The sequence below is a fragment of the Phaeocystidibacter marisrubri genome, from assembly GCF_008933165.1.
Classification (GTDB): Bacteria; Bacteroidota; Bacteroidia; order Flavobacteriales; family Schleiferiaceae; genus Phaeocystidibacter; species Phaeocystidibacter marisrubri.
On the sequence record NZ_WBVQ01000003.1, the window covers coordinates 1 to 23,333 of the forward strand.

Consider the following 23,333-nt stretch of genomic DNA (forward strand, 5'->3'; position numbering starts at 1 on the left):
GGCACTACTTGCACCACCTGTGCCAATGTTTGTAATTCCCGGAGGGCGACAACACAAGTTCCATGAGAGCTTATAGTCGGAGCAACGGTTCGTCAAAACAAGAGGGTTGTTCGTAGTAGTTTCGTAAACATTCACTTCAGGAGCGAAGATGGTTGCATTTGGAGTAATACAATCCCATGCGCCTTGTGCCAAGTATTGGGCGGTTCGGGTAACCCCAATGGATGTGTTCACACCACAGGTTGAAGAAACTACATTCACTGCCGTATTTGCTGGTAACTGAATTCCACCATTGGATTGTCGGTAAATCACCAACTTGATGTAATACCTATTGTTTCCGAGGTACTCGTATTGGATGTCTCCCCCAATAACATGAGAAGAGTGTGCTTGGAAACTGAAGATTCCAAGAAGCATCACGGCGAGTAATTTCAAGGTAGATTTCATGGCAGAATCTTTAAAGGATGTTCTGTCAAGTTACGAAATGAGGAGTGTACAACTCGTATAGATTCCGTGTCTATAAGTCATACACTCCTCATTAGATGTGTCCGCTCAGCATGAGTTAGTGAACGGGTTTACTGGTCGCCGCGCATTACAGTAATTGATCCGTGTTCTTCCACGCTAGACCCGTCGGGACCATTGATCGCGTGAACAACATAGAAATAAGTTCCTTCGCTCACATCTCTACCATTGCTTGTTTTACCATCCCAAGCACGATCGTTTGAATAGTTGTTGGAGCTGTACACTTGGTGTCCCCATCTATCAAAGATGGAAACCTCTACTTGTTCATAGGAATCAATTCCCGCAATCGTCCATCTTTGGTTGATGGCATCCATGTCTGGTGTGAAGACATTCGGAACGGTAAGCGAAACACCCTGAACAGGAGGGTCGGTTGGCGTACTAAACACAATCCAGTTGGATTCTGAAACATAATTTCCGTCTGTTGTTTGGACGCGCAATGCATACGTTTGTCCAGCGTTTAAGCTTGAAGTGTTGTAGGTGTAGAAGGTGTCGGTTGTCGGTAGGCTAGCATCATTCACCAAAGACCAGTTGTATTGTCCTGGGGTTCCGGTTGGCTCACCGAGCTCTACGGTGTAAGAAGGAGCTCCCCATCCATCGTAATGAGTCCATCTCATTGGTACTTGAGCCATTGGGGCATTGTAGGCTCCCACCAGATGGATGCTCGCGATAGAACGAGTTACTGGCACAGCTTGTCCGAGAATAACAAATTCTAGGCGATAATCGAAGGACTGAGCATCTACTAAGTTTCCATTTACACCAAAATCAATAAATGGAGAAGCATTATATCCCGTTACACCTACTTGGTTAAAGGTGAGTCCATTGTCGTCTGATCGCTGAACGCGAACAAAGTCGATGTATGAACCGGCAATCGTGTTCGTATCAACGCTCCACTCCACTTGCGTGACTTGGTCGTTGTTTACCGATACGTTTTCCATGTCGTAAACGGGGTCGATACAACCTTCTACCCTTAATATAATGGTGTCGAATTCGTTCATGGCTTTACCACACTTGTTTAGTAGGGTGTTGCCGTCGCTACCAAACTTGGTGTACAGGTAGTAATCACCATTAAACACTAGAGGTTTGTAGAGTACCACGGTTATCGAGTCCGTCTCTGCGTTGTTATCGCAATATGTTCGGGCAGTTTTTACAGGGAGAGGTTGCCCATTTGGCGCGGTAATCCTGAAATCGGTACCATCTGGGGAAACTGAGAAACATTCGATAGGAAGAGTAAAACTCAAGGTCACGGAAGTGTCACCACAATTGTAGTCTCTCACTTGTCTTCCTAAAGAGTCGAGATACGTCCCTTGCATGGAGGCGTCTAACTTCACTCCTTGGTTTACAATGGGCAGACATTGGGCGCGTACCACGATTTGAATCTCTCGAGTAGTATATCCCACTTCGTCCCACACTTGATAAGTAGAGTCAAAACGGTATTCGTAAACGCCAATGGCGAAAGTAGAAACTTCATACTGTACCCCCGGAGGAAGCATAGGGAGGAAAGTGAGGGTTCCAGTGTTCGGATCAAGGGTGAAAGGGCCGTTTGTATCGTCTACAGATACAGGGCGGGTGTGAGACCAGCTTGGAAGGTAGTTAATGGTTCGAGCTGCTGTGTTTCTAGGCTGAATTAACTCATAGCGAATGGAGTCGCCATCGGGTTCGATAGCATACTGTTGGTAAATTTGATAAGATCCAGAGCACGCATAGTTCACAGGGCTATTCAGGAAGATTGGAGATGTGTTGTGGCCGTTGCGTTTGTCTAGACCCGCTTCAAAATAGAAATCATCTCCATTGGGAACATTTGTATAGTTGTTTGGACGAGCATTCCCGTGGAAATACATGATGAAATTATTACACGATGTTCCGGCCAAGTTGACGATTTGCTCAAACTTGTTCACCGTTGGTTTTGGAATGCGTTGTGTAGGACTCAAATCGGTACTGTCAATACAATCAAAGGCTCCCAAAGCACCTGCTGAGAATTCGTTTCCAACGCGAGGCATGGTCAAGTTGAAGGAGTAATTGCAATTCACGGCTTCAATTCGCAAGGCGATGGCGGAAGTTGAGAGTGGGCTATTAAGAGGTATACCCGTCGATTCTCGGTAAATAACCATGGTGATCTTGTAATCACCTACTTGTCGACCGGGTTGGTTGCCGACATATTCGTAGTACACATCACCGCCAATAATATGCGAGGCGGTCATGTTGAAACTCAGTAGCAGTGCCGTGAGTCCGATGAGGTTGCGCAGTGTTTTCATAGCTGAGAGAATTGTTGGATAAATCCTTGAAGAGGGAATCTATCATACTTCATCTCGCTCAGCAATAGGTGATTAGAGGGGTGTGGTTTTTATCTCGTGAATGGATAAAAATGATGTGTCAACGTTCGCTCAGTGAATGGAGTCGTTTATTCAAACGGGCAATTTTAGAGCACGTGCAGATTTCATCGTTCCCTCAATGAGAACACTCTCCCTTATCCAATTAAATCCCAGCTAGCGAAAGTGCGTTCAGGCAAAGCAAGGTGATTCCGAAGCCAACGCTGAACCCCACATAGACTTGGAGGGGAGTGTGGGCTTTGAGCATGAGTCGGGCGGATGCCAACATCCCTGTAAGGACAAATACCAAAGCGAGCAGTGGCAGTATTTGAACTTCATACCGGTGAGCTGTGAAAAGCAAAACGGCGAGAAGTCCGCCCATGCCTGCAAGATGGACACTCAGCTTGGTCCATCTAAGTAGAATATAGAATATGAAGATGGTAATGGCACTTGAGATGAGAAGGAGTGGTAGTTCCATCGGGACACCTTGCCACGGTTGGAGGGAGTTAGCGGCAAATAGGAAAAAAGTAATGCTGATTAAGAAGGGATAACGTCTATCCTTTGGCTCGCTCATGTGCAAGGACTGGATAACGCCTAGCTGTTTCAACAAGAGGGAGAACAAGGCAGGTAGCAAGTAAGTAGCAATGAACATGAATCCCACAATTTGCATCACCTGATATTCAGCAAACATGCTGGGGTGTGCCCAGAGTACAAAGAAGGTAGCAAGTGTTGGAATGAATGCCGGGTGAAGGGCATAGCTCAATATTTGGGCGAACCGTCTGCTCATCTTAGAGTTCCTTGCGGAGTCTTGCTACAGGGATGCCCAATTGTTCGCGATACTTGGCAACTGTTCTACGAGCGATGGGATACCCCTTCTCCTTGAGTAGTTTGGCCAACGCTTCATCTGTTAGAGGCTTTTTCTTGTTCTCTTCGCCAATGCTGTCTTCCAGAATTTTTTTGATTTCGCGAGTAGATACATCTTCACCCTCACTGTTTTTCATGGATTCTGAGAAGAAGCTCTTGATGATATGAGTGCCATACGGCGTTTGTACATATTTGTTGCTGGCCACCCGACTAACGGTGGAAATGTCCATGTCAATTTTCTCCGCGATGTCTTTTAAGATCATCGGTTTGAGTTTGCGTTCATCTCCAGTAAGGAAGTATTCCTCTTGGAACTCCATAATGGTAGACATGGTGAGAAGCAGTGTTTGTTGACGTTGGCGAATGGCATCAATAAACCATTTGGCCGCATCGATCTTTTGCTTGACAAACATCAACGCATCCTTCTCGCTTTTGGTGGCTTGCCCCTTGCTGTCGCGATAGTGCTCGAGCATGGTTTTATATTCTCGACTGATATTCAATTCGGGAGCATTTTTACCGTTCAACTTGAGTCGAAGCTCGCCGTCTTCAATAGAAATGAGAAAATCAGGAGTGATGTTTTCTGTAGGCTTAGAGCCATCAGAAACGGAGTTGCCGGGTTTTGGATTGAGTCGGCTAATCTCGTTAAGGGCACTTCTCAGTTGATCTTCAACAATGTCCAATCGGTCCATCAGCTTTTCAAAGTGCTTCTTTACGAATTCGTCAAAGTGATGATCGATGATGCTTTGGGCGAGTTGAACGGATTCAGTGGAAGTCCGCTTTCTCAATTGAAGGGAAAGGCATTCTTGAAGGGAACGAGCTCCCACGCCTGGAGGGTCAAGGTCTTGAATCACCTTGAGAAGGACCTCTAGGTGTTCTAGGTCGGTATAAATTCCTTGGGTGAAGGCTAGATCGTCCACAACGTCTTGAAGTTCTCTTCGGAGATAACCGTCGTCGTCAATATTTCCAACGAGATAAAAGGCGATTTTAAAATCTTCCTCGCTCAAGCTGCGCATACCCAATTGGGTGCGTAGGGTTTCCACGAAGGAAGTGCCTCCTGCTAGTGGGATGCGTTCGTCATCGTCGTCTGCACTGTAATTATTCGCATGCAATCGGTACTCCGGAATTTCGTCATCGCTCAAATATTGATCAATGTCGAAATCGTCATCCCTTTGGTCGTCGTTTTGATCGTTGTAATCATCTTCGTTGCGATCGAGGTCGTCGCGCACGTCTTCCTCTTCCCGACCTTCATCCAGAGCGGGATTGGCTTCGAGTTCTTCTTGAATGCGTTCTTCCAAAGCCTGAGTTGGCAATTGGATGAGTTTCATCAGCTGAATCTGTTGAGGAGACAGCTTCTGTTGAAGTTTTTGCTGAAGTGATTGTTTGAGCATGATCGCCGATTAACAAAACCCGCGCCAAAGTGCAGCGGTCATTGTCAAAGGTGCAAAAAATGACTCAGAATTCAGCGCGTCCTGGTGTACGAGGGAAAGGAATGACATCACGAATGTTGCCCATACCCGTAATGAACTGAACCATACGCTCAAAGCCAAGGCCAAATCCACTGTGTGTACAGGTTCCAAACTTGCGTGTTTCGAGGTACCACCAAAGATCTTCTTCTTCGATTCCCAATTTTTGCATTTTGCTAACAAGGACATCCAGACGTTCTTCACGTTGTGAACCTCCCACAATTTCACCGATGCCAGGGAAGAGAACATCCATGGCGCGCACGGTTTTTTCGTCTTCGTTCAAGCGCATGTAGAAGGCTTTGATGGAAGCTGGGTAATCGAATAAAATGACAGGACTTTTAAAGTGCTTTTCCACCAAGTAGCGCTCGTGTTCGCTTTGAAGGTCGGCACCCCATTCGTCAATTCTGTATTTGAATTTGCCCTTTTTGTTCGGTTTAGAATTGCGAAGGATTTCAATGGCCTCGGTGTAGCTCAATCGAACAAAATTGTTGTCCACTACAAAATTCAAGCGCTCAATCAGGCCTTGCTCAGAGCGCTCTGCTTGGGGCTTCACTTTTTCTTCCTCTGCCAATCGCGCATCGAGAACAGCTAGGTCTTCTTCGCAATTTTGGAGGATGTATTTAATGACAGACTTGAGGAAATCTTCCGCCAAATCCATGTTGTCGTCAAGGTCGTTAAAGGCAACCTCAGGCTCAATCATCCAAAACTCGGCAAGGTGACGAGAAGTGTTGGAGTTTTCAGCGCGGAAAGTCGGTCCAAAAGTGTACACCTTGGAGAGTCCCATGGCCGCCAATTCTGCTTCAAGCTGGCCGCTCACGGTCAAGTTCGTTTCGCGTTCAAAGAAATCTTGCGCAAAGTCCACTTTTCCATCTTCGGTCATTGGAGGATTGGCGGGGTCGAGTGTAGATACTCGGAACATTTCGCCTGCTCCTTCCGCATCAGAACCCGTAATGATAGGGGTGTGAATGTTGAAGAATCCACGGTCGTTGAAGTACTTGTGTACGGCAAAAGTCGCCGCATGGCGAATACGCATGATTGCACCAAAAGTGGTAGTGCGCATTCTCAAGTGAGCCTTTTCGCGAAGGAACTCTAAGGAGTGTTTCTTCGGTTGAAGAGGGTATTCATCTGGGTCGGCATCGCCTAAAATCTCAAATGACTTTGCCTGAACTTCCACCGTTTGGCCTTTACCTTGAGAGCTCACGAGGTCACCGCGTACAACAATACAAGAGCCCGTAGTAATCCGTTTGAGATCTTCTTCTGAAGCATTCTCAAAGTCTACCACACATTGCAGGTTAGCGGCCGTTCCACCGTCGTTAAGCGCGATGAAACGATTGGAGCGAAAGGTTCTAACCCATCCTCTAACTTCTAGTTCTGACCCTACTGGAAGTTTGGTCAAGCACTCTTTTACCGTTGCTTTTTGCATCTTGTTGAAAACCGTGTGTTATGCCTGCAAAAGTGCAACATTTTTGGGGCTGGCGCAAGGGTTTCGTAGGGGCTGGTGCATTGGCTTTGCAGGGGCTGGTGCAGGGGCTTCGCAAGGGCTAGTGCAAGGGCTTCGCAAGGGCTGGTGCAAGGGCTTCGCAGGTAGAAGGGCTAGGATACAGACTTTAGTCTTCAGACTACAAAAAGTGTCACGGCCGCTAAAGGCCAACGAGACTCATAGCAGTATTTGATGAGGATAATCGTTTTTTTTAACTAAAAAACTGACGCTGATAATTTTGTGAAAATTTATATTTGAAATGCTCTGGTAATGTGGTCATTTAGGAGGTGACGACCATTCAGGATCTTAACCTCTTGAAAATCAAATTATAGTTTCAGCGAAAATTTCGGGACAGGGAGTAATTCAAATGAGTTATCCCCTGCTCTTGTTTCCGAACATGCCTTAAATCGACTCTAAACGCTAGATTCACGATGAAGTGTTTACTTTGTCAAAAGCGAATATGATCAAGAGAAGTCAGTACGATTTCAAGAACCGAATGGAGGAATTAGGTTCGGTAGATGGCACGGACTACAACAGTGCAACGCTATTCGATTACAACACCCTTGAAACCCTCTATCCAGAATTTGTAGAGGATTTTAATTCTACGAATAAAACGGGCTATAGCGACCCTGTCAATGAGTGTTGCTTCTTCGGCGATCGCTACTGGTACCACCCGGACTATCTAGGCAGCGTAGCAATGGTAACTAACGATGAAGGCGTGGTGCATCAGTTCTTTTTAACCAACGCTTGGGGCGAGGAGTTGCATACGTATAACAACGCTAATACTTCGAGTTTAATTCGGAGTATCGATTTAATGACGACGGAGTGAGAAGCACTGCTTCGATCGAACGTTGCGCGCGAAGCGCTGAGCTGGATGAGGAGACTGGATTGGCGTATTACGGCGCGAGGTATTACGACAATAAGATTAGTATGTGGTTGAGTGTGGATCCGTTGGCGATGGAAGGGAAAAATATGAGTTTAACTCCATATCACTTCACTTCTAACAACCCGGTTATGAGAATTGACCCAGATGGGCTAAACGATTATTTTTCTGAAGATGGAGTTTTTTTGGGGTCAGACGATAGTAAGGATGATGGTATCCGAATCTTGTCGACTGAAGCTTGGAATACATTGTCCCAAGAGGATGAAGAAGGAAATGAGTATATTGATAAAGCTAGTGGGTTAAGTGCTTCACTTCTAGCATCGGAAAGTGACCTTTCAACTGATGCTATACTCTCCATTTATCAACACTATAATCCAACCGATCTATTATTAGCAGATTCAAAAAACATTACAAAAGGAGGATTTGAGTTTATTCCTAGTTTTAACGGTAATGATCCATATTTGAGAGTACATGTCGAAACGAATTCAACTTTAAAGCTGATTGATCACTCGAGTGAGATTATTAGTGGTCTCATCCATGAAAAGCAGCATTATTCTGATTATGTCGAAATGGGAGCGGTTGACTATTTTAGGCTACCGAAAAATTTCAGAGAGGTCAGAGCATATAATTCACAGACGACTCATGAATCATGGAATAATACTCGTTCGGAATTCCAAAGAAATGTTCTTACAAATGCAGTGCCTTTTGGATTTCATTTACCAATAATTTTACCTAGGAAAGGGGTGGTTTTTCCAGAAGTAGAATTAAACTAATCAATTGATTAAAATTTACACAAGCTGAATTATGAAGATTTTGTTTTGTTCACTTTTCTTTTGTTCACTTAATTTGTTTGCTCAGAATGGGATAAATTTAGAGATAAGTCAACTGGTAGTAAATAAATTAATTACGAATACAGATTCTATTTTTGTTGAGGAAATAAGTGAAGATGGTCCCGAATTGAGGATTGAATGTGTCCTTAATAACCTCACTAATGATTCAATTGAATTGGACGTTTCCTCTCATAATTTTTTCATCAGCTATTTATTTAATCGAGAGGAGCATTCAATTATAAGTGTCTCTCTTATTCCAGATGTTTCCAGAGAGGAAGGTTCGTATTATATCCAACCACATGGAACAGTTCAAATGATCCTATTCATTACACCTCTGGCAAATACTCCATATTCAAAATCTGAAGACCAATTACACGTCATCATGCGCATTCTTCCCACATTAAGGGTAGAATACCAAGACAGACTGCACCATCTGGTATCTACGAGGATCTTGGATGTTAAACTCTTATAAGAGTTCAGATTTATGATTAACTGGAATGGGTTGTGTATGGCACATTCCACTCAAATCCGCAACAAAAGTGTTCAAATATTTGGACAGTTCTGGAAATGAGTGAGTTGAGAATGAGATGTGCATTTCATTTTGAATATAGAGTAACTGGGGAGATGAAGAACAGAGATGCGGGTTGCTTTAGAACGAAAGTACTTTGAATTGGAAAGAACAGTTCGAGCGCACAAGGAACCTCTTCTGACCCTGTGATGGATGACTTCAAAAACCGAATGGAGGAGCTGGGTTAGTGGATGGCACGGATTACAACAGTGCAACGCTATTCGATTACAACACCCTTGAAACCCTCTATCCAGAATTTGTAGAGGATTTTAATTCTACGAATAAAACGGGCTATAGCGACCCTGTCAATGAGTGTTGCTTCTTCGGCGATCGTTACTGGTACCACCCGGACTATCTAGGCAGCGTAGCAATGGTGACTAACGATGAAGGCGTGGTGCATCAGTTCTTTTTAACCAACGCTTGGGGCGAGGAGTTGCATACGTATAACAACGCCAATACTTCGAGTTTTAATTCGGAGTATAGGTTTAATGACGACGGAGTGAGAAGCGCTGCTTCGATCGAACGTTGCGCGCGAAGCGCTGAGCTGGATGAAGAAACAGGATTGGCGTATTACGGGGCGAGGTACTATGACAATAAGATAAGCATGTGGTTGAGTGTGGATCCGTTGGCGATGTCAGAGCATAACCGAACGATGTCACCATATCAATTCACAGATAACAATCCAATAAATTTGGTAGACCCAGATGGTAGGGAAATAGACTTCAGTAGATTATTAGCTTGGGATAAACATCTTAATAGAAATGTAGGCAATAACATCCTTCAAGACTTACAAGATTTAACAGGATTAAATTTGGAGTTTGATGAGAATGGTGTTCTAATCTCGAAAGGTGAAATTGAAGGGGTACACTACAGTGAAGAAGCTAGAGAATTATTGTTGGGAGCAATAAATTCTACTGAAACTGTTGAGGTTACTAGACTGAAACCTGAGTTTGATAAAACTTCAAAAGCAAGTCTGGGTGGATATGGAATATTTTTATTGGAAGAACAAATCACTGATTTCATAAAAGGTACGGCCGGGCTGGATGATAGAACAATGGGGTATGGTATGATATTTCTACACGAGCTTGATCATACAGCTTTAGGACAAGGTGTAGAAGATGAACATGGTGCTTTTGAAACTGGGCCTGTTGTTGACAGAATGAATAAAATACGAGGTCAGATGAGTACTGAAGACAATCAATGGGGACAGCGATTATCGTATGACATGTTGAGTATTGGTGGTAATGAAAACGTGTATTTTGTTCCATTTAGCAGCAGTTCAAAGTCAGCTATTGAGCGAGGGGGTCTTCCATATACTGAATACATCAGAACCCACGAAAATTATTACCGTTGATGACTAAGTTTTTATTCATAAGTATATTATCTATGATTACGTTGACATGTTCTGGTCAACGTAATGAAAGCTATTTGGATTCTGCAAAATCAATTGTTGAAAGAGTATTGCCTAAGAACATTTGCTATTTAGACTCATCATACAAAATGAGTAATGGAGATATCTGCCAAGGTGTTTTGGATAGCATAGAATATTTGTTTGGAAAAGACTCAATGTACGCTTATTGCTTTGAATTCGTTTCGAACACATCGGCAATCGAAGCTACAGGTAAATCAGGCTTAGAACATTGTTCAACAGAATACATAGGCGTTATCAGTGATGTGAGATTTAACCAATTCTGTATACGAATCTATGCACACGAAGAGAGAAACGGCTATTGGAATAATGGTGAATACTATATCTTTTCGTTCTCATTAGATTCTCAGAATATTATATACTCTTATTGTAATCACTATATCGTTCATTAGAGGACTTGGCTTCCACTTGTAGTTCGCCAATAGATGATAAGAAGATTGAAATCGATGAACCCGCATAAATACTAGCTTCGAAAACGTATTCCTTTCTTAATGAACATCTTCGAAATTGCGAAGTGGGTGTTTTGCAAAAGGCGAATCTTCTGAGGATATGGAATATGACTGATAAAAACTCAAGTTTCTAAATCGTTCTTTGAATTTCTGGGAAGCAACACTTCTATAATAGAACCACAAGAAGGTCTCGGAAGGAACGGTTCTAGCACACAAGGAACCTCTTCTGATCCTGTGATGGATGATTTCAACAACCGAATGAAGGAGCTTGGGTTAGTGGATGGCACTGATTACAACAGTGCAACGCTATTCGATTACAACACCCTTAAAACCCTCTATCCAGAATTTGTAGAGGATTTCAACTCTACCAATAAAACAGGCTACAGCGATCCTGTCAATGAGTGTTGCTTCTTCGGCGATCGCTACTGGTCCCACCCGGACTATCTAGGCGGTGTAGCAACGGTAACTAACGATGAAGGCGTGGTGCATCAGTTCTTTTTAACCAACGCTTGGGGCGAGGAGTTGCATACGTATAACAACGCCAATACTTCGAGTTTTAATTCGGAGTATTGGTTTAATGACGACGGAGTGAGAAGCGCTGAGCTAGATGAGGAGACAGGATTGGCGTATTACGGGGCGAGATACTACGACAATAAGATCAGTATGTGGTTATCCGTAGATCGGCTTGCGGCAAAATACCCTCATAGTTCGCCGTATGCGTTTAGTGGGAATGATCCTGTAACTTTTGTTGATCCGAATGGGGATAGTTTGATGTTATCATGGAGATCTGGATGTTGGTTGCTCGGAAACCGTGAGACACATACTGTGATGTATGATGAAGGAAGTTTATTTAACACAGATGGATCAGCGTATACAGGGAAGGTCAACGGATTTCTTGGTGATGTTACGGATGCGCTGAATACTATTAGTGGATCAGATGAAGGCTTCAAGATGATAGCAGATTTAGAAAATTCGGATAATAGATTTACTATTGTGAAAGGCGAAAGTGAATTTCGTGAGAGTAGCGAAATAGGGGCGCATTGGATACGTACTCTGAAGATGTACAGTCTGGACTTATCACTCATGGCAGAGACGGATCTGGTGGTTCAGGTGGAATCATTCCATGGGACCCGAGTGGAAGAAGACTGCCACTAGTAGGTGGAAGTGGGGTAAACGCTTCCATGGATTTAGCTTATGAAATGTCGCATGCGGCTGACGCAAATATGGGCTTGCTTGATAGCCGAATGCATGGAGTAGCACCACAAAGTACCAGGAGTGAGTGGCAGGCAGTTTATAGGGAGAATATAATTAGGGGACAATTAAGCCTTCCGTTACGAATCAGTCATAGGTCTTCGTATGATCCTAATACAAGAGCTGTTGGACCACTACAACCCTATATGCTAAGCAATGGAACCAGCGGATCTGCTGTTCGACCAACGTGGAATAATTGGAAGCTGAGATGAAAATAGAATCAGTAGTACCTCTAATAATGGTAAGTTGTATGCTTTCAGGATGTGTAGCAAGAAAACTACATTTTGAAGAGAGCATAGCTTTATCAGACACTGTCTATCAGGATGTTAGTGTTGAGTTTCCAAAGCCAAAGGACGCGAAGGAATTGATCGCAATAGGACATGGGAAAGAATATCAATATTGGTTCTCAGATTCTTCTGTGTTCTACATCACAACTGAATTAACTTCTAATACATTGAATTTTAATCAACTGGAATACATGGTTCGGGAGTCTGAATATAATGAAGTACCGTACCCTTCAATGAGTATAATGGATACGATTGTACAGTCTGGTCATGATAAGCATGAATTGATATGGAAGGAAGTTGGACTCTTTCGAGGACAATTAAGGTATGGTTACTTAAATGTGAGGCCAGAGAACGAAGTTGAATTTAATCAATACTTGTGCAATGTGGAATCGTCTTTGAAGGGTTCCCCTTTTAGTCTGCGAACAAACGAAAAAGATGATAGGTATAGATGAGAATGTCTAAAGACTAGTTTCGGAAAGATTGAGTTGTGTGAGGGAATAGATAATGACTATTAGATGTATGCCTCCCTTATAGGTTAGCGTTAATCTCTATTTTAAACGCCTTCATTACAGGCGTCGTGCATGAATTTCTTTAGATTCTCAGAATATTATATCCTTTTATTGTAATCACTATATCATTCTTTAGGAGGCTCGGGAAGGTCTTCATTTTTAGGGGAGACTCCATAAATTCGAACTTTATTCAATAAAAAAAGCCCCCGCATCGCAGGGGCTCTTCCTCAGAGTTCATTAGGTGGATTGTCCGATGATGTCGCGGCTCAGAGCTATATCGGACATTGTTCGCACTACCTAGTAGTGGCTCTGAAGAAACTGTATTATGGACAAGCTTCTAGGTCGATAAGTAAGTCCTGATCGTTTCTTCCATCCACACTAATTCCAGTGTTTCCTTTTTTCACAACGATACGAACTTGGATGATGGACTGACCTTGGCCATCGAGGAAGTCGTTGGTTTGCATGGAGAACTGGAAAATTCCCGGTTCAACTTCGTCCATAGCCAGTTCTGGGAATGCGGTTCCCACTTGAGCAAAACTACAATAGCGATGAGGTTCTGCAATCTCAACGTCCTCTCCATCAAGCCAATACCCAATATACACATAAACTTCTCCTTCTTGGAGATTTTGCATGGTGGATTTTGGTTCGCGGTTGTTGTCATATACCACGGTTACCACATCACTTTCCGAAACAAAAGCTGGAAATTGTGATACAGGTGGCTGTTGTGTACTCGGTGGATCGATGGCTACGAGAAAGTCGGAGGACTTGATGTCCGGATCTCCGTAACCGCCACCATCTTTTGGTTTTACGAGGAATTCTAGATCGTTGGCGTAGCAAGTGGCAGCATCTACTTCATAGAAATCAGTTGGAACGAGGGTATAGCTAAAGACATAACCTCCTTCGGGAGTCATTCTCAAGGTGTCGTTGGAGTTTTTCCAAGCCTGACTCCCAATGCCGTTTGCCAAAGGGTGACCTGCGGCGTGTTCGGCTGGACTCCACGTCCAAATGTACATGTCTTCCCCTGCGTCCACAGCGTCTTTCAAGAGCTGGTTGTGGCCAAGGCTCATGTCGAGTGCATTGATATCAACATAGATCACCAAAGTGTCTTCTGGATTGATATTCTCCGCAGGAAGGGTGGTTACTTGAGCTTGAAGAGTGAGTCCACCCCATACAAGCGCAAAAAGTGAAGCAATTCTTTTCATCATTTTTACTGTTGACGGGTGAATACAAATTCATAGCGTGAAACAGGAGAGCCACATTTCTCAACCTCAAAGCCTAATCCAAAGTTGATGTCGTTCTCGCGTGGAGCGTTCAACATTGTAAAGGTTTTACCGGTCTCTCCAGACGGAGTGATCATCATCTCAGTTGGATAGTAAGCGGTGTCAAAAGCCCATGTTCCAGCGGTTCCAAATGGATTTGGTCCTTTTCCAGTTTGTTCAATGGTATAACTACCATCTTCAGAGAAGGTAACAATCCAGTTGTTGCCTGTTTTGGCATAGTAGCTGGTGAGGTCTCTCGACTCTGGAACAGGAAGGGTGAGGTCGTAGACTGTGCTTCCCGTTTGTACCCATGTTCCCACTACACCACCGCCAGCTCCATAAGCCGGACCTGGATCGGTAGGCTGGTCTGGTCGACAAGAGGCCATTACCAAGATGGGTAGGGCAATGGCGATAATATTCTTAAGTGCTTTCATAATCTATTTGATTTAGCAACCTCCTTCATCATTCAATACAAACACATTGGAACGCTCCACTGATGGGAATTGTAGAACTTGACCCGGACAATCCCAATCTGCACCACGAATGGTGTTGATTTCTCCCAATACGCCTAAACGCTTGAGTTCGTGTCCGCGGTCTCCTTCGCACATCAATTCCACTCTACGCTCGTAGCGAACCGCCGTAAGGATCTCAGATACGGATTCAGAGCCATCTAGGTTTTGTGTGGTACCTCCGTACGCTCTTGTACGAATGTCGTTGATGTCTTGAATCGCCGTAGGAAGATCCGATCCCGTCATAGCCAATGCTTCTGCACGAATCAACTTGAGCTTGGTAAGGTGTACAATTGGTACATCCATAAAATCGTAGTTGAATTTACTCTGAACAACGAGCTGGTTCGGAGCATTCTCGTTTAAAACTGCCATCCAAATGCTGTCGCGAAGATCGTCTGGGTTAGATGCAACAAGATCGTAGAAGTCTTGTGACATGGTGAATTCTGGATTCGGGTTTGCCACATTATCCCAACGGTAGAAACCGCTGAAAGAACCTCCTCGGTTGTCGTTGGTAGAAGGGTAACTTCTTCCTCCAAACACGATTTCGGTGTTGGTGCCTGATTCGTACCGATCAAAGGTGTTGATCATGGAATAGCTTCCACTTTCAATAACGCTATCTGCATAGGCTGCAGCGGTCGCAAAGCTGTTCATTTGGAAGTACACATCTGCCAATGTGCCTTGTGCGGCATACTTGGTGGCGTAAACACCGTTTGAAGTAGGTAGACGCTTGGTTACATCTTTCAATTCTGAAATCACGAAGTCGTAAACTTCAGCAACGGTATTGCGTGGAATCAACTCACGCTCTGTACGCGTTTTGATCACGATTCCCAAGTGACTATTGTCTGTGGTGTATCCGTAAGGCTGACCAAAGTAACGTACCAATTCAAAGTGCATCAAAGCACGGAGGTAGCGAGCTTCGTCGAGGATTTCTCGTCTGCGATTAGCTTCTACGTCAACGAGGTCGATGTTTTCAATCAACCAGTTTGCGCGATAAACCGTACGATAAGCATCGAGGTAAACGGCACTTACATCTGAGTTGAAGATATTGGTGTTTCTACCGTACACCTCTTGCATAAAGGTACTGGTGCGCGGACGAGCAACATTGTCGCCCAACAAGGTTCCCCAAGCCTGCATTCTACCGTTGTAAACGTTTGCTGTTACATCGTAAATGGAATTGAGTACGCGCTCAATGTCTGCTTGGTTGGAGATGGCTTCGCCTTCGAGTAGAACTCCCTCTGGCTTGACATCTAGAAAGTCTTCACAGCTAGTCCCGCCTACGAGCAGGGTGCCGATCACTGCGATGTGTAAGATCTGCTTTTTCATGCTATTGCGGAATTAGAAGTTAACGTTTAAAGCGAGACTGAATGTACGTTCCTGCGGAGGAGTGAGGAACATTACGTTTACGCTCATGTTGCGGTCTGTTGCGTTTTCAAAGTCACGTGCAATCTCAGGATCCAATCCAGGATAGTTGGTAATGAGGAACACATTGGTTGCGATGAAGCTCACACGGAAACGATCCAATCCCCATTTTTCAACGGTTGCTTTTGGAAGGTTATAACCGATAGTGAAGTTACGAAGACGGATGTAATCTGCGTCGTGCAACCATAGGTCGGTGTTGATCCAAGGTGTGTTAGAACCGTATACTTCAGGATCGCGAGTTAGACGTGGATATGCTGCGTCATCGTCGCCTGGCCCGGTCCAACGATCGTAAATCTCTGTGCGCATATTCCAGTCGGTTACAACTCCAAGTTGGCGCTTAGAAGATGAGTCGTAAACCTGACCACCAATGCTGTATACAAACAAGAAACTCAAATCCCAGTTGTGATAACGGAAGGAGTTGGTGATACCGCCAATCGCGTCAGGAAGTACTTTACCTACGGCTACACGATCGTCTGGAGTCCAGTCGTAGGTGATGTTTCCTTCTTTGTCGTAATACATCGGGCGACCATTAGAAGCATCAATTCCCGCATAGCGAACGAGGAAGTTGGTACCCACCGGAGCGCCAACTACTACACGTGTATCATTAGTGCCGCCTGAAACAGCGTCTTCACTGTATCCGCCAATACTGGTGATTTCGTTGTAGTTGTAGGCAATGTTGAAGTCGATTTTCCAAGAGAAGTTGTTCGTTACCACCGGACGCGCTGTGATGTTGAATTCAACCCCTGTGTTCAAGATCTCACCTAAGTTGTCCCAGTAGGTATCGAAACCTTGGTAACGTGGAAGAGATACTTGAAGAAGCGCATCGGTTGTGTATTTGTAGTAGTACGCCAATTCACCAGTGATTCTATCATTCAAGAATCCGAATTCTAAACCAGCGTCAAAGATGTTCGACTCTTCCCACTTTAGGGTAGGATTCTCACGGATGGTTTGGTAGGTGATAGGCTCGCCGTTGTAGCTACCATTCTGTCCGTAAGTAGCTCGCCACTGGTTGTCTGGAATAGCGGCGTTACCGCTGATACCATAGCTCATTTTCAATTTCAAGAAGCTAAGTGCCTTGCTGTTTCTCAAGAAGCTCTCTTCTGAAAGAATCCAACCGGCACCCAATGAAGGGAAAACACCCCATCGGTTTTCTGGACCGAAGTTCGACGAAGCATCGGTACGAACTACCCCTTGCAAGAGGTATTTGTCGTGGATGGTATAGTTCACACGACCAAAGAAGCTCGCGAAGGTGTTGCCAGAACCAGGGTTGTTGTCGTAGGTCAATTCCAAATCATTTAGCAACTCTGGGTTGCTTCGGAAGGACCCATCAGCGTCAATAACCGAGTTGGTGTAGGTGCTGTCTGCTGGGTTAAAGTAGTTCCCGTTTTTCTGACGGCGCTCTTGGAATTCTGTACCGAGTAGAACGGTGAAATCGTGTCCATCTGCTGCACTGAACATGTAAGTACCCGTAGCATTCATGTTCCAGTTTCTCACTTGAAGCGGATAGCGCTGAGCAGTGCCAGAGTGAGTTGAGCCGAGAAGCTCTTGCGGTTCGTAGATGTCTTCTACCAATTGCATGAAGTCGTATGAACCCGTTGCCGTGAATGTAAGGGCGTCAGTGGCTTTATAGGTAAGGCTCAAGCTGTTGATGCTTCGAAGTTCGCGTTGTTGCCAATCCTTCAATTCGCGGAGACGAACGGGGTTGTTTCCACCGCTCCAGTAAGATCCATCTGGATTGTAAACCGGATAGATAGGAAGGGCTGTTGACATTGCAGCACCGAGGCCACCGGACCATCCCTCATCTACGCGGTTGTTCAAACCTTGCATAATGGAAGTGGTAACACCTAGGCGTACTCGTTTCGAAAGGTTCACATCACCGTTGGCACGTACACCTAGTCGGCTGTAATCGTTCTTTGTCAAGTAACTCTGATTGTTGTCGTAGGTCAAGCCAACGCGGTAGTTGTACTGTTCTTCATTCTGACCTACGGCAAAATCATATTGTTGTTTGATGCCAAGTCGGGTTACTTCATCTACCCAATTGGTGTTAGTTTTTCTAGCGTCTTCAAGCGAAATACCGCCTGGAAGAACTGGACTACCTGCGGGAGGAGCGGACGAGAACAACTCTGGATTTGTCAAGTAAAGTGCTTGGTCGTTGTACCAAGCCTCCTCAAACATTTGGAGGTATTCTTCATTGTTCAACATGTTAGGAAGAGCCGTAGGTTGCGAAACGCCAATGCGAGCGTTGAACTCGTATACCATTTCACCCGGACGGGTATTGGCTCCTCTCTTTGTTGTGATTAGAATTACCCCGTTAGAACCTCTGGAACCGTAGATAGCAGTGGCTGCCGCATCTTTGAGGATTTCGATACTCTCGATATCTTCTGGATTGAGCGAGGCAAGAGGGTTGTTGTTCATACCCCCAGAGTTCCCCTTGAGGAAATAATCTTGTGTGATAGGAATTCCATCTACCACGTAAAGCGGATCACCGCCCGCTGAAATAGATGCAATACCCCTTACGCGTACAACGGAGCCTGAACCAGCAATACCTGATCCTGTTACCACTTGCACACCTGGAGCTTTACCTTGCATGGCCGTCTCAAAACTCGGTGCTGGCATATCGGTCAACTGTCGAGAATCGAGTTTAACGATGGAACCCGTAACATCTCTTTTACGTTGAACACCGTAACCAACAATTACCACCTCGTCGAGCTCGCTCGTTTCAGGGTTAAGTTGAACGTTCAACGTGAGGTTTTGTCCAGCTGCCAATGTAACTGGCATTTCTTTTTTACCATATCCCAGAACTTGGAATTCTAGGACGTAATCTCCCGGTTGGAGACCTGTAATGGTGTATTTGCCGTCGAAATCACTGGTGACGGCAACGCTCGTGCCTTGCACGACAACGGCCACAGATGGCAGCGTTTCATTGGTCTCATCAGTAACAACACCAGAGATCGTTTGTGCGACGAGCGGTGTGGCTAACAAGCTGAAAAACACGGCCAATACGGCGGAGTACAGTTGCTTCATACTGCAGTTGTTGAGGGTTTGTCGAATCTCAAAAGTAGCAAAATATTTGTTAAGTGTACTTTTTACACTTATTAAATTAAGGGTGTTTTGTTATGGTGAGGGAGCGTCAGACTTCAGGTGGAACGGTAACGTGGGAATTGATTCGATTTATGAGTGTGCTTTTCAGATCCATCTAGATCAGATGAACGATCTCTTCCTAGAATAGGAGTGTGGTCAATATTTTCGAAGAGCTTTCGTTTTACTTTACAGCCCAAATACTAATATTTCGAAACATGAATCGTCACGTCTTTTTACTACTTCTCTCTCTGATGAGTTTTACTGGATATGCTCAGATTGCTTCGGTAAAGGGAGAAGCACTAGTAAAAGAGGGTCCCTTTGTGGATGCGGTCATCAATGGCAAAGTGTATTTGCTCTATGACGGTGAATTGACGTACTCCACCCGAACTGATTACGATGGTAAATTTGAATTCCCAGACGTAACGCCAGGGGAATACATGCTAGTGGTGGACCACGTTCGGTATGGTATATCTGAAGAAATAAAGGTGGTGGCTAAAGTGGGTAGAATAACCACAGTGGAAGTGAATATGTCTCCACCTGCTGATGATATGGAAATAGAAGAGTAAGTCCATGCTCACTCTCGAATCTCTATCTAGCAATCACAATTTTACCGCTCTCCGTAGTGCCTAATCGGTTGATTCGATAGATGTACATCCCGTTGGATACTGGGCGACCAGAATTGGTGAGAGTGTTCCAATACACGACGCTTCCTCCAGGGTCCATGCCGTATTCTTCATAACTCCACACTTGATTTCCCGCCACATCGTAAATGTAGATTTCCAAGTAATTCGCCTTGGTGGTGCCGATGTTAAAGAGGACATCAGAATGGCTTACTACCGTTGGATATACTTCTACACGATTACCTGTTGGAGGTTCTGGAAGGGTGTCAACGGGTTCTTCTACAAACGGTGCAGCTTTGAGTCGAATATCACTGTAAATGCGGTATTCCCCCGGTTGGAAAGTGAGGACGCTGTCCACATCTTCTATCATTAAACTGTCGTTGCTGAAGTATTCGTACCACATTCCTGTGTGGTCAAAGTCGGGGTCAATAGTGCTAGTGATGATGTTGAAATTTCCTAGAACGATCACATTCATGGTGTCATTCGAAAGTCCAATTCGCTTGGTATATCCACCCATGCTGAGTTCCCAATTTCCATCCTTTCTGAAGATGTCGTGTTGGGCTCTGAGTCGGTTGAGTTCAGCGAAATGAGCATACAATGCTCTGCGCTTTGGGTTGGCAATGTAATCCCAACGTATCGGTTTGTTGCCAACTCTGCCGTTGAAGTCGATGGAGTAATCATACCCTACTTCGCCAAATTGCCACAGCATTTTAGGGCCGGGTACAGTGAAAAAGAAGGTGGCTGCCAAGGCGACACGATTCAAGGCTGTGTCTAACGGTCGAGTGCTATAGGCGGTGTTCGCATTTCCGAAATTGTTGTTACGGTACACCATGCGCTCCTCATCATGACTTTCCATGAATCCAACGGCATGCATGTCTGACCAGCCTCTGCTCTTGTGTGTTACGCCGTAAAAATTAGACGACCAAGCCATCGCTCCCTCGCTGTACTCATGGTTCATGTTCGCCCAAAGCATCATACCGTTAGCACTGAGGACGCTCTCTTCGGAATTGTCGGCAAAGTGCTCAAGAATCATGTAGTTCGTCGAATCGAGGGCCCAAACGGTGTTGGCGTAGTTAGTGAGGATATCAACTCGACTTTGATCGTACTGTCCCCATGCGTTCACATCTCCCAACGTGTTCTTTTGGGTGAATCCTTTCGACAAGTCCATTCGGTAGCCGTCCACTCGGAATTCTTCAATCCAATAGGACAATACGCGCTTGGTGAAGTACTCGGTTTCACGGCTTTCATGGTTGAAGTCGTACCCCACGTTAAAGTCGTGTTTTGCAACGGGATTGAACCACGGAGAATTTGCAGCAGGACGATTATTCGCGCCGTCCCAATACATCCGTACCAGTGGGTTTTGACCAAAGGCATGATTGATGGCGAGGTCGAGAATAACGGCTATACCGCGCTTGTGGCAAGTGTCAACGAAGCGTTTCAGCTCATTTGATGGACCGTAGTATTTATCAACTGCGAAGAAAAAGCTCGGGTTGTACCCCCAAGATTCATTGCCTTCAAACTCCATGATGGGCATCAGTTCAATCGCATTTACACCCATCGTATCTAAGTAGTCCAATCGATTGATGACTTCGGCATAGGTGTGAGCTGCCGACCAATCTCGGATGAGCATTTCGTAGATGATGAGCTCTTCACGATCGGGGCGAGTGTAGGTGTAGCTATTGTCCCAGTTGTATTCTGCCGCATTTGGATCGGTGTAGGTCACCGGTTCCGTGGTCAATCCTGTGGGATAGTCTGGCAAATTGGGGTAGGTTGAATCGGGAATCCATTGGTCGTTCCACGGATCGAGTACCATAGTGCTGTAGGGATCAGCAATTCGAATGGCATCTGGGCCTACGTAATACTGAAAGGATACAGGTGCTCCTGGCGTTAAGTTATCGAGTGCAATCCAGAAAGTAGAATCGTTGGAAGTGACGTTCATCTGGTACGGTTCATCCAACTTCCAATCATTAAAAGAACCTATTACATAAACGTAATCCTTTCCTGGAGCTGTCAATTCTAGATACAAGGAGTCGTTTCTCCATTGGTACCCCGGTTTTCCCCAACTCGGTTTTGCCGCAACGGGAGTTGTTGTGCGAGTTGTGATTTCGAGGGTGTCTCCCACTATGGTGTTACCGTTATCGGCAGTAAAAACAATACTGTGAAGTCCTGGAGAAAGCGTGTTGAAATACAACTTGTGACTTAATGTGGTGGTGTTTGTCGCCGAAGCAATGGGAGTTCCATCCACACTAAATTCTAAATCGGCGGGCAAGGACGATTGTCCGGCCAGAATCACGCTGTCGCTGGCGTCTGCGATTGTTCCCACACCTCCCGCAGGGGAAGTGATGGCTGCGGCGAATGTTCCCGCGTAAATGGGAACGTAAATATCTGATCCATCCGAAGCTCTACCTACGGTGTTTCCCGTCACATCGCGAAACACAAAAGCGAGATGCGTTACGGTTTCGCTCGTGGGAACACTGTAAAAGGTATTGATGTGGTATTTGATCTCGTGGACATTGTTGCCCAGTGATGTCATTTTTAGTCTCGCATCATCGGTGCCCCAGTTTCCTTGCACATGGCGCCAATCTGCTAGAGAAGTACTAACATTGGTGATTACCCCTGTGTGGGCATATACTGTGTTCACACCCACTAATGCTCCGTTTCCCTGTGAGGCGTCAAAAGTGACAATTACCGTATCGTTTTGAGTGGCAAAAGTTGGGGTGATGGAAACTTGTCCAAGTGAGCTAATGCCAAGGCAAAGTGCGAAGATGGATGTGAGAAGTCTGTTCATGTGTATAGTGGGTCCGACTCAAAATTTCACGGTCACAAAGCTGCCGTGAACAGGAGATTTACTCCGAACTTCGAGGTTGAGTTTATACAGGCGAGCCGGTTTGTGTACCACGCCTGTTTGTTTTTCATCGAGTGCCGTGACGAGTTTCTCTTTGAGTACTTTCTTGCGGAAGTTTCGCTTGTCGAGTTCGCGGTCCTCAATCGCTTCATAGAGTGATTGAAGTTGGCTCAACGTGAATTTTTCTGGAAGCAATTCGAATCCCACTTGGCGATTTTCAAACTCTTCACGCAAACGGTCTAATGCTCGTTGCATGATGCTGTTGTGGTCGAACGCCAATTCTGGAATTTCATGAATGTCTTGCCAGAAAACCCTTTCGGCAAAGCTGGAAGCTTCCGTTTGGAATTCGTCCATCTTGACAAGGGCATAGTAACCAATCGTGATTACTCGGGCTTCCGGTTGATCGCGATAACTCTTCAACCAATCCAAATCCTGAACTTGCTTCACGCGATTAGGATCGCCAAAGGCGTGAAACTGACGGAGGAAAATCCCTTCAATTCCCGTTAGTTCTTTTAGAACGCGTGCTGCCGCATCGTCTAAACTCTCGTCGTTCAACACGAGGTCGCCAGGTAGCGCCTGATGTCCAGACATGCCTTCAACAGCCTTTTGTTCAATCAATAACACTTTTAGTGATTGAGTGTCAAAGCCGAAAACGACGCAGTCGACAGAAACATTGGGATTTATCACTCTATTTTTCATAAAAAGTCGGACTTATCTGGCAAAGATAACAACTTGCAGTTCCGTGGCTCGTAGAGGTCCAAACTCATC

At 45.0% G+C, this 23,333-nt stretch carries 16 protein-coding genes; 5 read left to right on the forward strand and 11 right to left on the reverse strand.

All coding sequences use genetic code 11. From position 1 onward, the window contains the following. From F8C82_RS13205 to asnS, 5 genes are all read right to left on the reverse strand, one after another. A partial coding sequence (locus F8C82_RS13205) for a hypothetical protein (RefSeq protein WP_151694094.1) occupies positions 1-441 on the reverse strand: 441 nt, incomplete at its 3' end. Between the two features lie 128 nt (positions 442-569). Continuing rightward, complete coding sequence (locus F8C82_RS13210) at positions 570-2,768, reverse strand: gliding motility-associated C-terminal domain-containing protein (RefSeq protein ID WP_151694095.1); 2,199 nt, start codon at positions 2,766-2,768, stop codon at positions 570-572. Positions 2,769-2,988: 220 nt separating this feature from the next. Continuing rightward, positions 2,989-3,609 carry a hypothetical protein gene (locus F8C82_RS13215; protein ID WP_151694096.1) on the reverse strand — a complete coding sequence of 207 codons (621 nt, stop codon included), beginning with the start codon at positions 3,607-3,609 and terminating at the stop codon, positions 2,989-2,991. A 1-nt stretch (position 3,610) separates the two neighbouring features. Next, complete coding sequence (gene rpoN / locus F8C82_RS13220) at positions 3,611-5,071, reverse strand: RNA polymerase factor sigma-54 (protein WP_151694097.1); 1,461 nt, start codon at positions 5,069-5,071, stop codon at positions 3,611-3,613. A gap of 64 nt (positions 5,072-5,135) precedes the next feature. Further along, on the reverse strand, positions 5,136-6,569 hold the full coding sequence (gene asnS / locus F8C82_RS13225) for an asparagine--tRNA ligase (protein WP_151694098.1): 1,434 nt from the start codon (positions 6,567-6,569) through the stop codon (positions 5,136-5,138). Between the two features lie 517 nt (positions 6,570-7,086). Between asnS and F8C82_RS13230 the strand changes: the two genes are divergently transcribed. The 4 genes from F8C82_RS13230 (at position 7,087) to F8C82_RS13245 (ending at position 11,940) form a co-directional block, all read left to right on the forward strand. Continuing rightward, the gene (locus F8C82_RS13230; protein WP_151694099.1) at positions 7,087-7,455 is read left to right on the forward strand and encodes a hypothetical protein; all 369 of its coding nucleotides are present in this window, start codon (positions 7,087-7,089) and stop codon (positions 7,453-7,455) included. Next, entirely contained in the window at positions 7,452-8,282 is an 831-nt protein-coding gene (locus F8C82_RS13235) for an RHS repeat domain-containing protein (protein WP_151694100.1), read from the forward strand. Before F8C82_RS13230 ends, F8C82_RS13235 begins: the two co-directional genes overlap by 4 nt. Before the next feature lie 812 nt (positions 8,283-9,094). Then, the gene (locus tag F8C82_RS13240; protein ID WP_151694101.1) at positions 9,095-10,261 is read left to right on the forward strand and encodes an RHS repeat domain-containing protein; all 1,167 of its coding nucleotides are present in this window, start codon (positions 9,095-9,097) and stop codon (positions 10,259-10,261) included. Between the two features lie 761 nt (positions 10,262-11,022). Then, a complete protein-coding gene (locus F8C82_RS13245) occupies positions 11,023-11,940 on the forward strand; it encodes an RHS repeat protein (RefSeq protein ID WP_151694102.1) in 918 nt (305 codons plus the stop codon). Positions 11,941-13,155: 1,215 nt separating this feature from the next. On the opposite strand, the gene F8C82_RS13250 is transcribed toward F8C82_RS13245, so the two are convergent. The 4 genes from F8C82_RS13250 to F8C82_RS13265 are packed head-to-tail and all read right to left on the reverse strand — an operon-like array spanning position 13,156 to position 19,043. Continuing rightward, positions 13,156-14,034 carry a hypothetical protein gene (locus tag F8C82_RS13250; protein ID WP_151694103.1) on the reverse strand — a complete coding sequence of 293 codons (879 nt, stop codon included), beginning with the start codon at positions 14,032-14,034 and terminating at the stop codon, positions 13,156-13,158. 5 nt (positions 14,035-14,039) lie between these two features. Continuing rightward, entirely contained in the window at positions 14,040-14,525 is a 486-nt protein-coding gene (locus tag F8C82_RS13255) for a DUF5004 domain-containing protein (RefSeq protein ID WP_151694104.1), read from the reverse strand. 12 nt (positions 14,526-14,537) lie between these two features. Then, positions 14,538-15,923 (reverse strand): RagB/SusD family nutrient uptake outer membrane protein, encoded by a 1,386-nt coding sequence (locus tag F8C82_RS13260; RefSeq protein WP_151694105.1) that lies wholly within the window; start codon positions 15,921-15,923, stop codon positions 14,538-14,540. 12 nt (positions 15,924-15,935) lie between these two features. Next, complete coding sequence (locus F8C82_RS13265) at positions 15,936-19,043, reverse strand: SusC/RagA family TonB-linked outer membrane protein (protein WP_151694106.1); 3,108 nt, start codon at positions 19,041-19,043, stop codon at positions 15,936-15,938. 272 nt (positions 19,044-19,315) lie between these two features. Here F8C82_RS13265 and F8C82_RS13270 point away from each other — a divergent pair, with 272 nt between their 5' ends. Continuing rightward, positions 19,316-19,666 carry a carboxypeptidase-like regulatory domain-containing protein gene (locus F8C82_RS13270; protein WP_151694107.1) on the forward strand — a complete coding sequence of 117 codons (351 nt, stop codon included), beginning with the start codon at positions 19,316-19,318 and terminating at the stop codon, positions 19,664-19,666. 22 nt (positions 19,667-19,688) lie between these two features. Here F8C82_RS13270 and F8C82_RS13275 read toward each other — a convergent pair whose 3' ends face one another. Both F8C82_RS13275 and F8C82_RS13280 read right to left on the reverse strand, forming a co-directional pair. Beyond that, complete coding sequence (locus F8C82_RS13275) at positions 19,689-22,508, reverse strand: DUF4961 domain-containing protein (protein ID WP_151694108.1); 2,820 nt, start codon at positions 22,506-22,508, stop codon at positions 19,689-19,691. A gap of 18 nt (positions 22,509-22,526) precedes the next feature. Next, positions 22,527-23,264, reverse strand: a complete 738-nt coding sequence (locus F8C82_RS13280; protein ID WP_151694109.1) for an NUDIX hydrolase — start codon at positions 23,262-23,264, stop codon at positions 22,527-22,529. Positions 23,265-23,333: the final 69 nt, after the last annotated feature.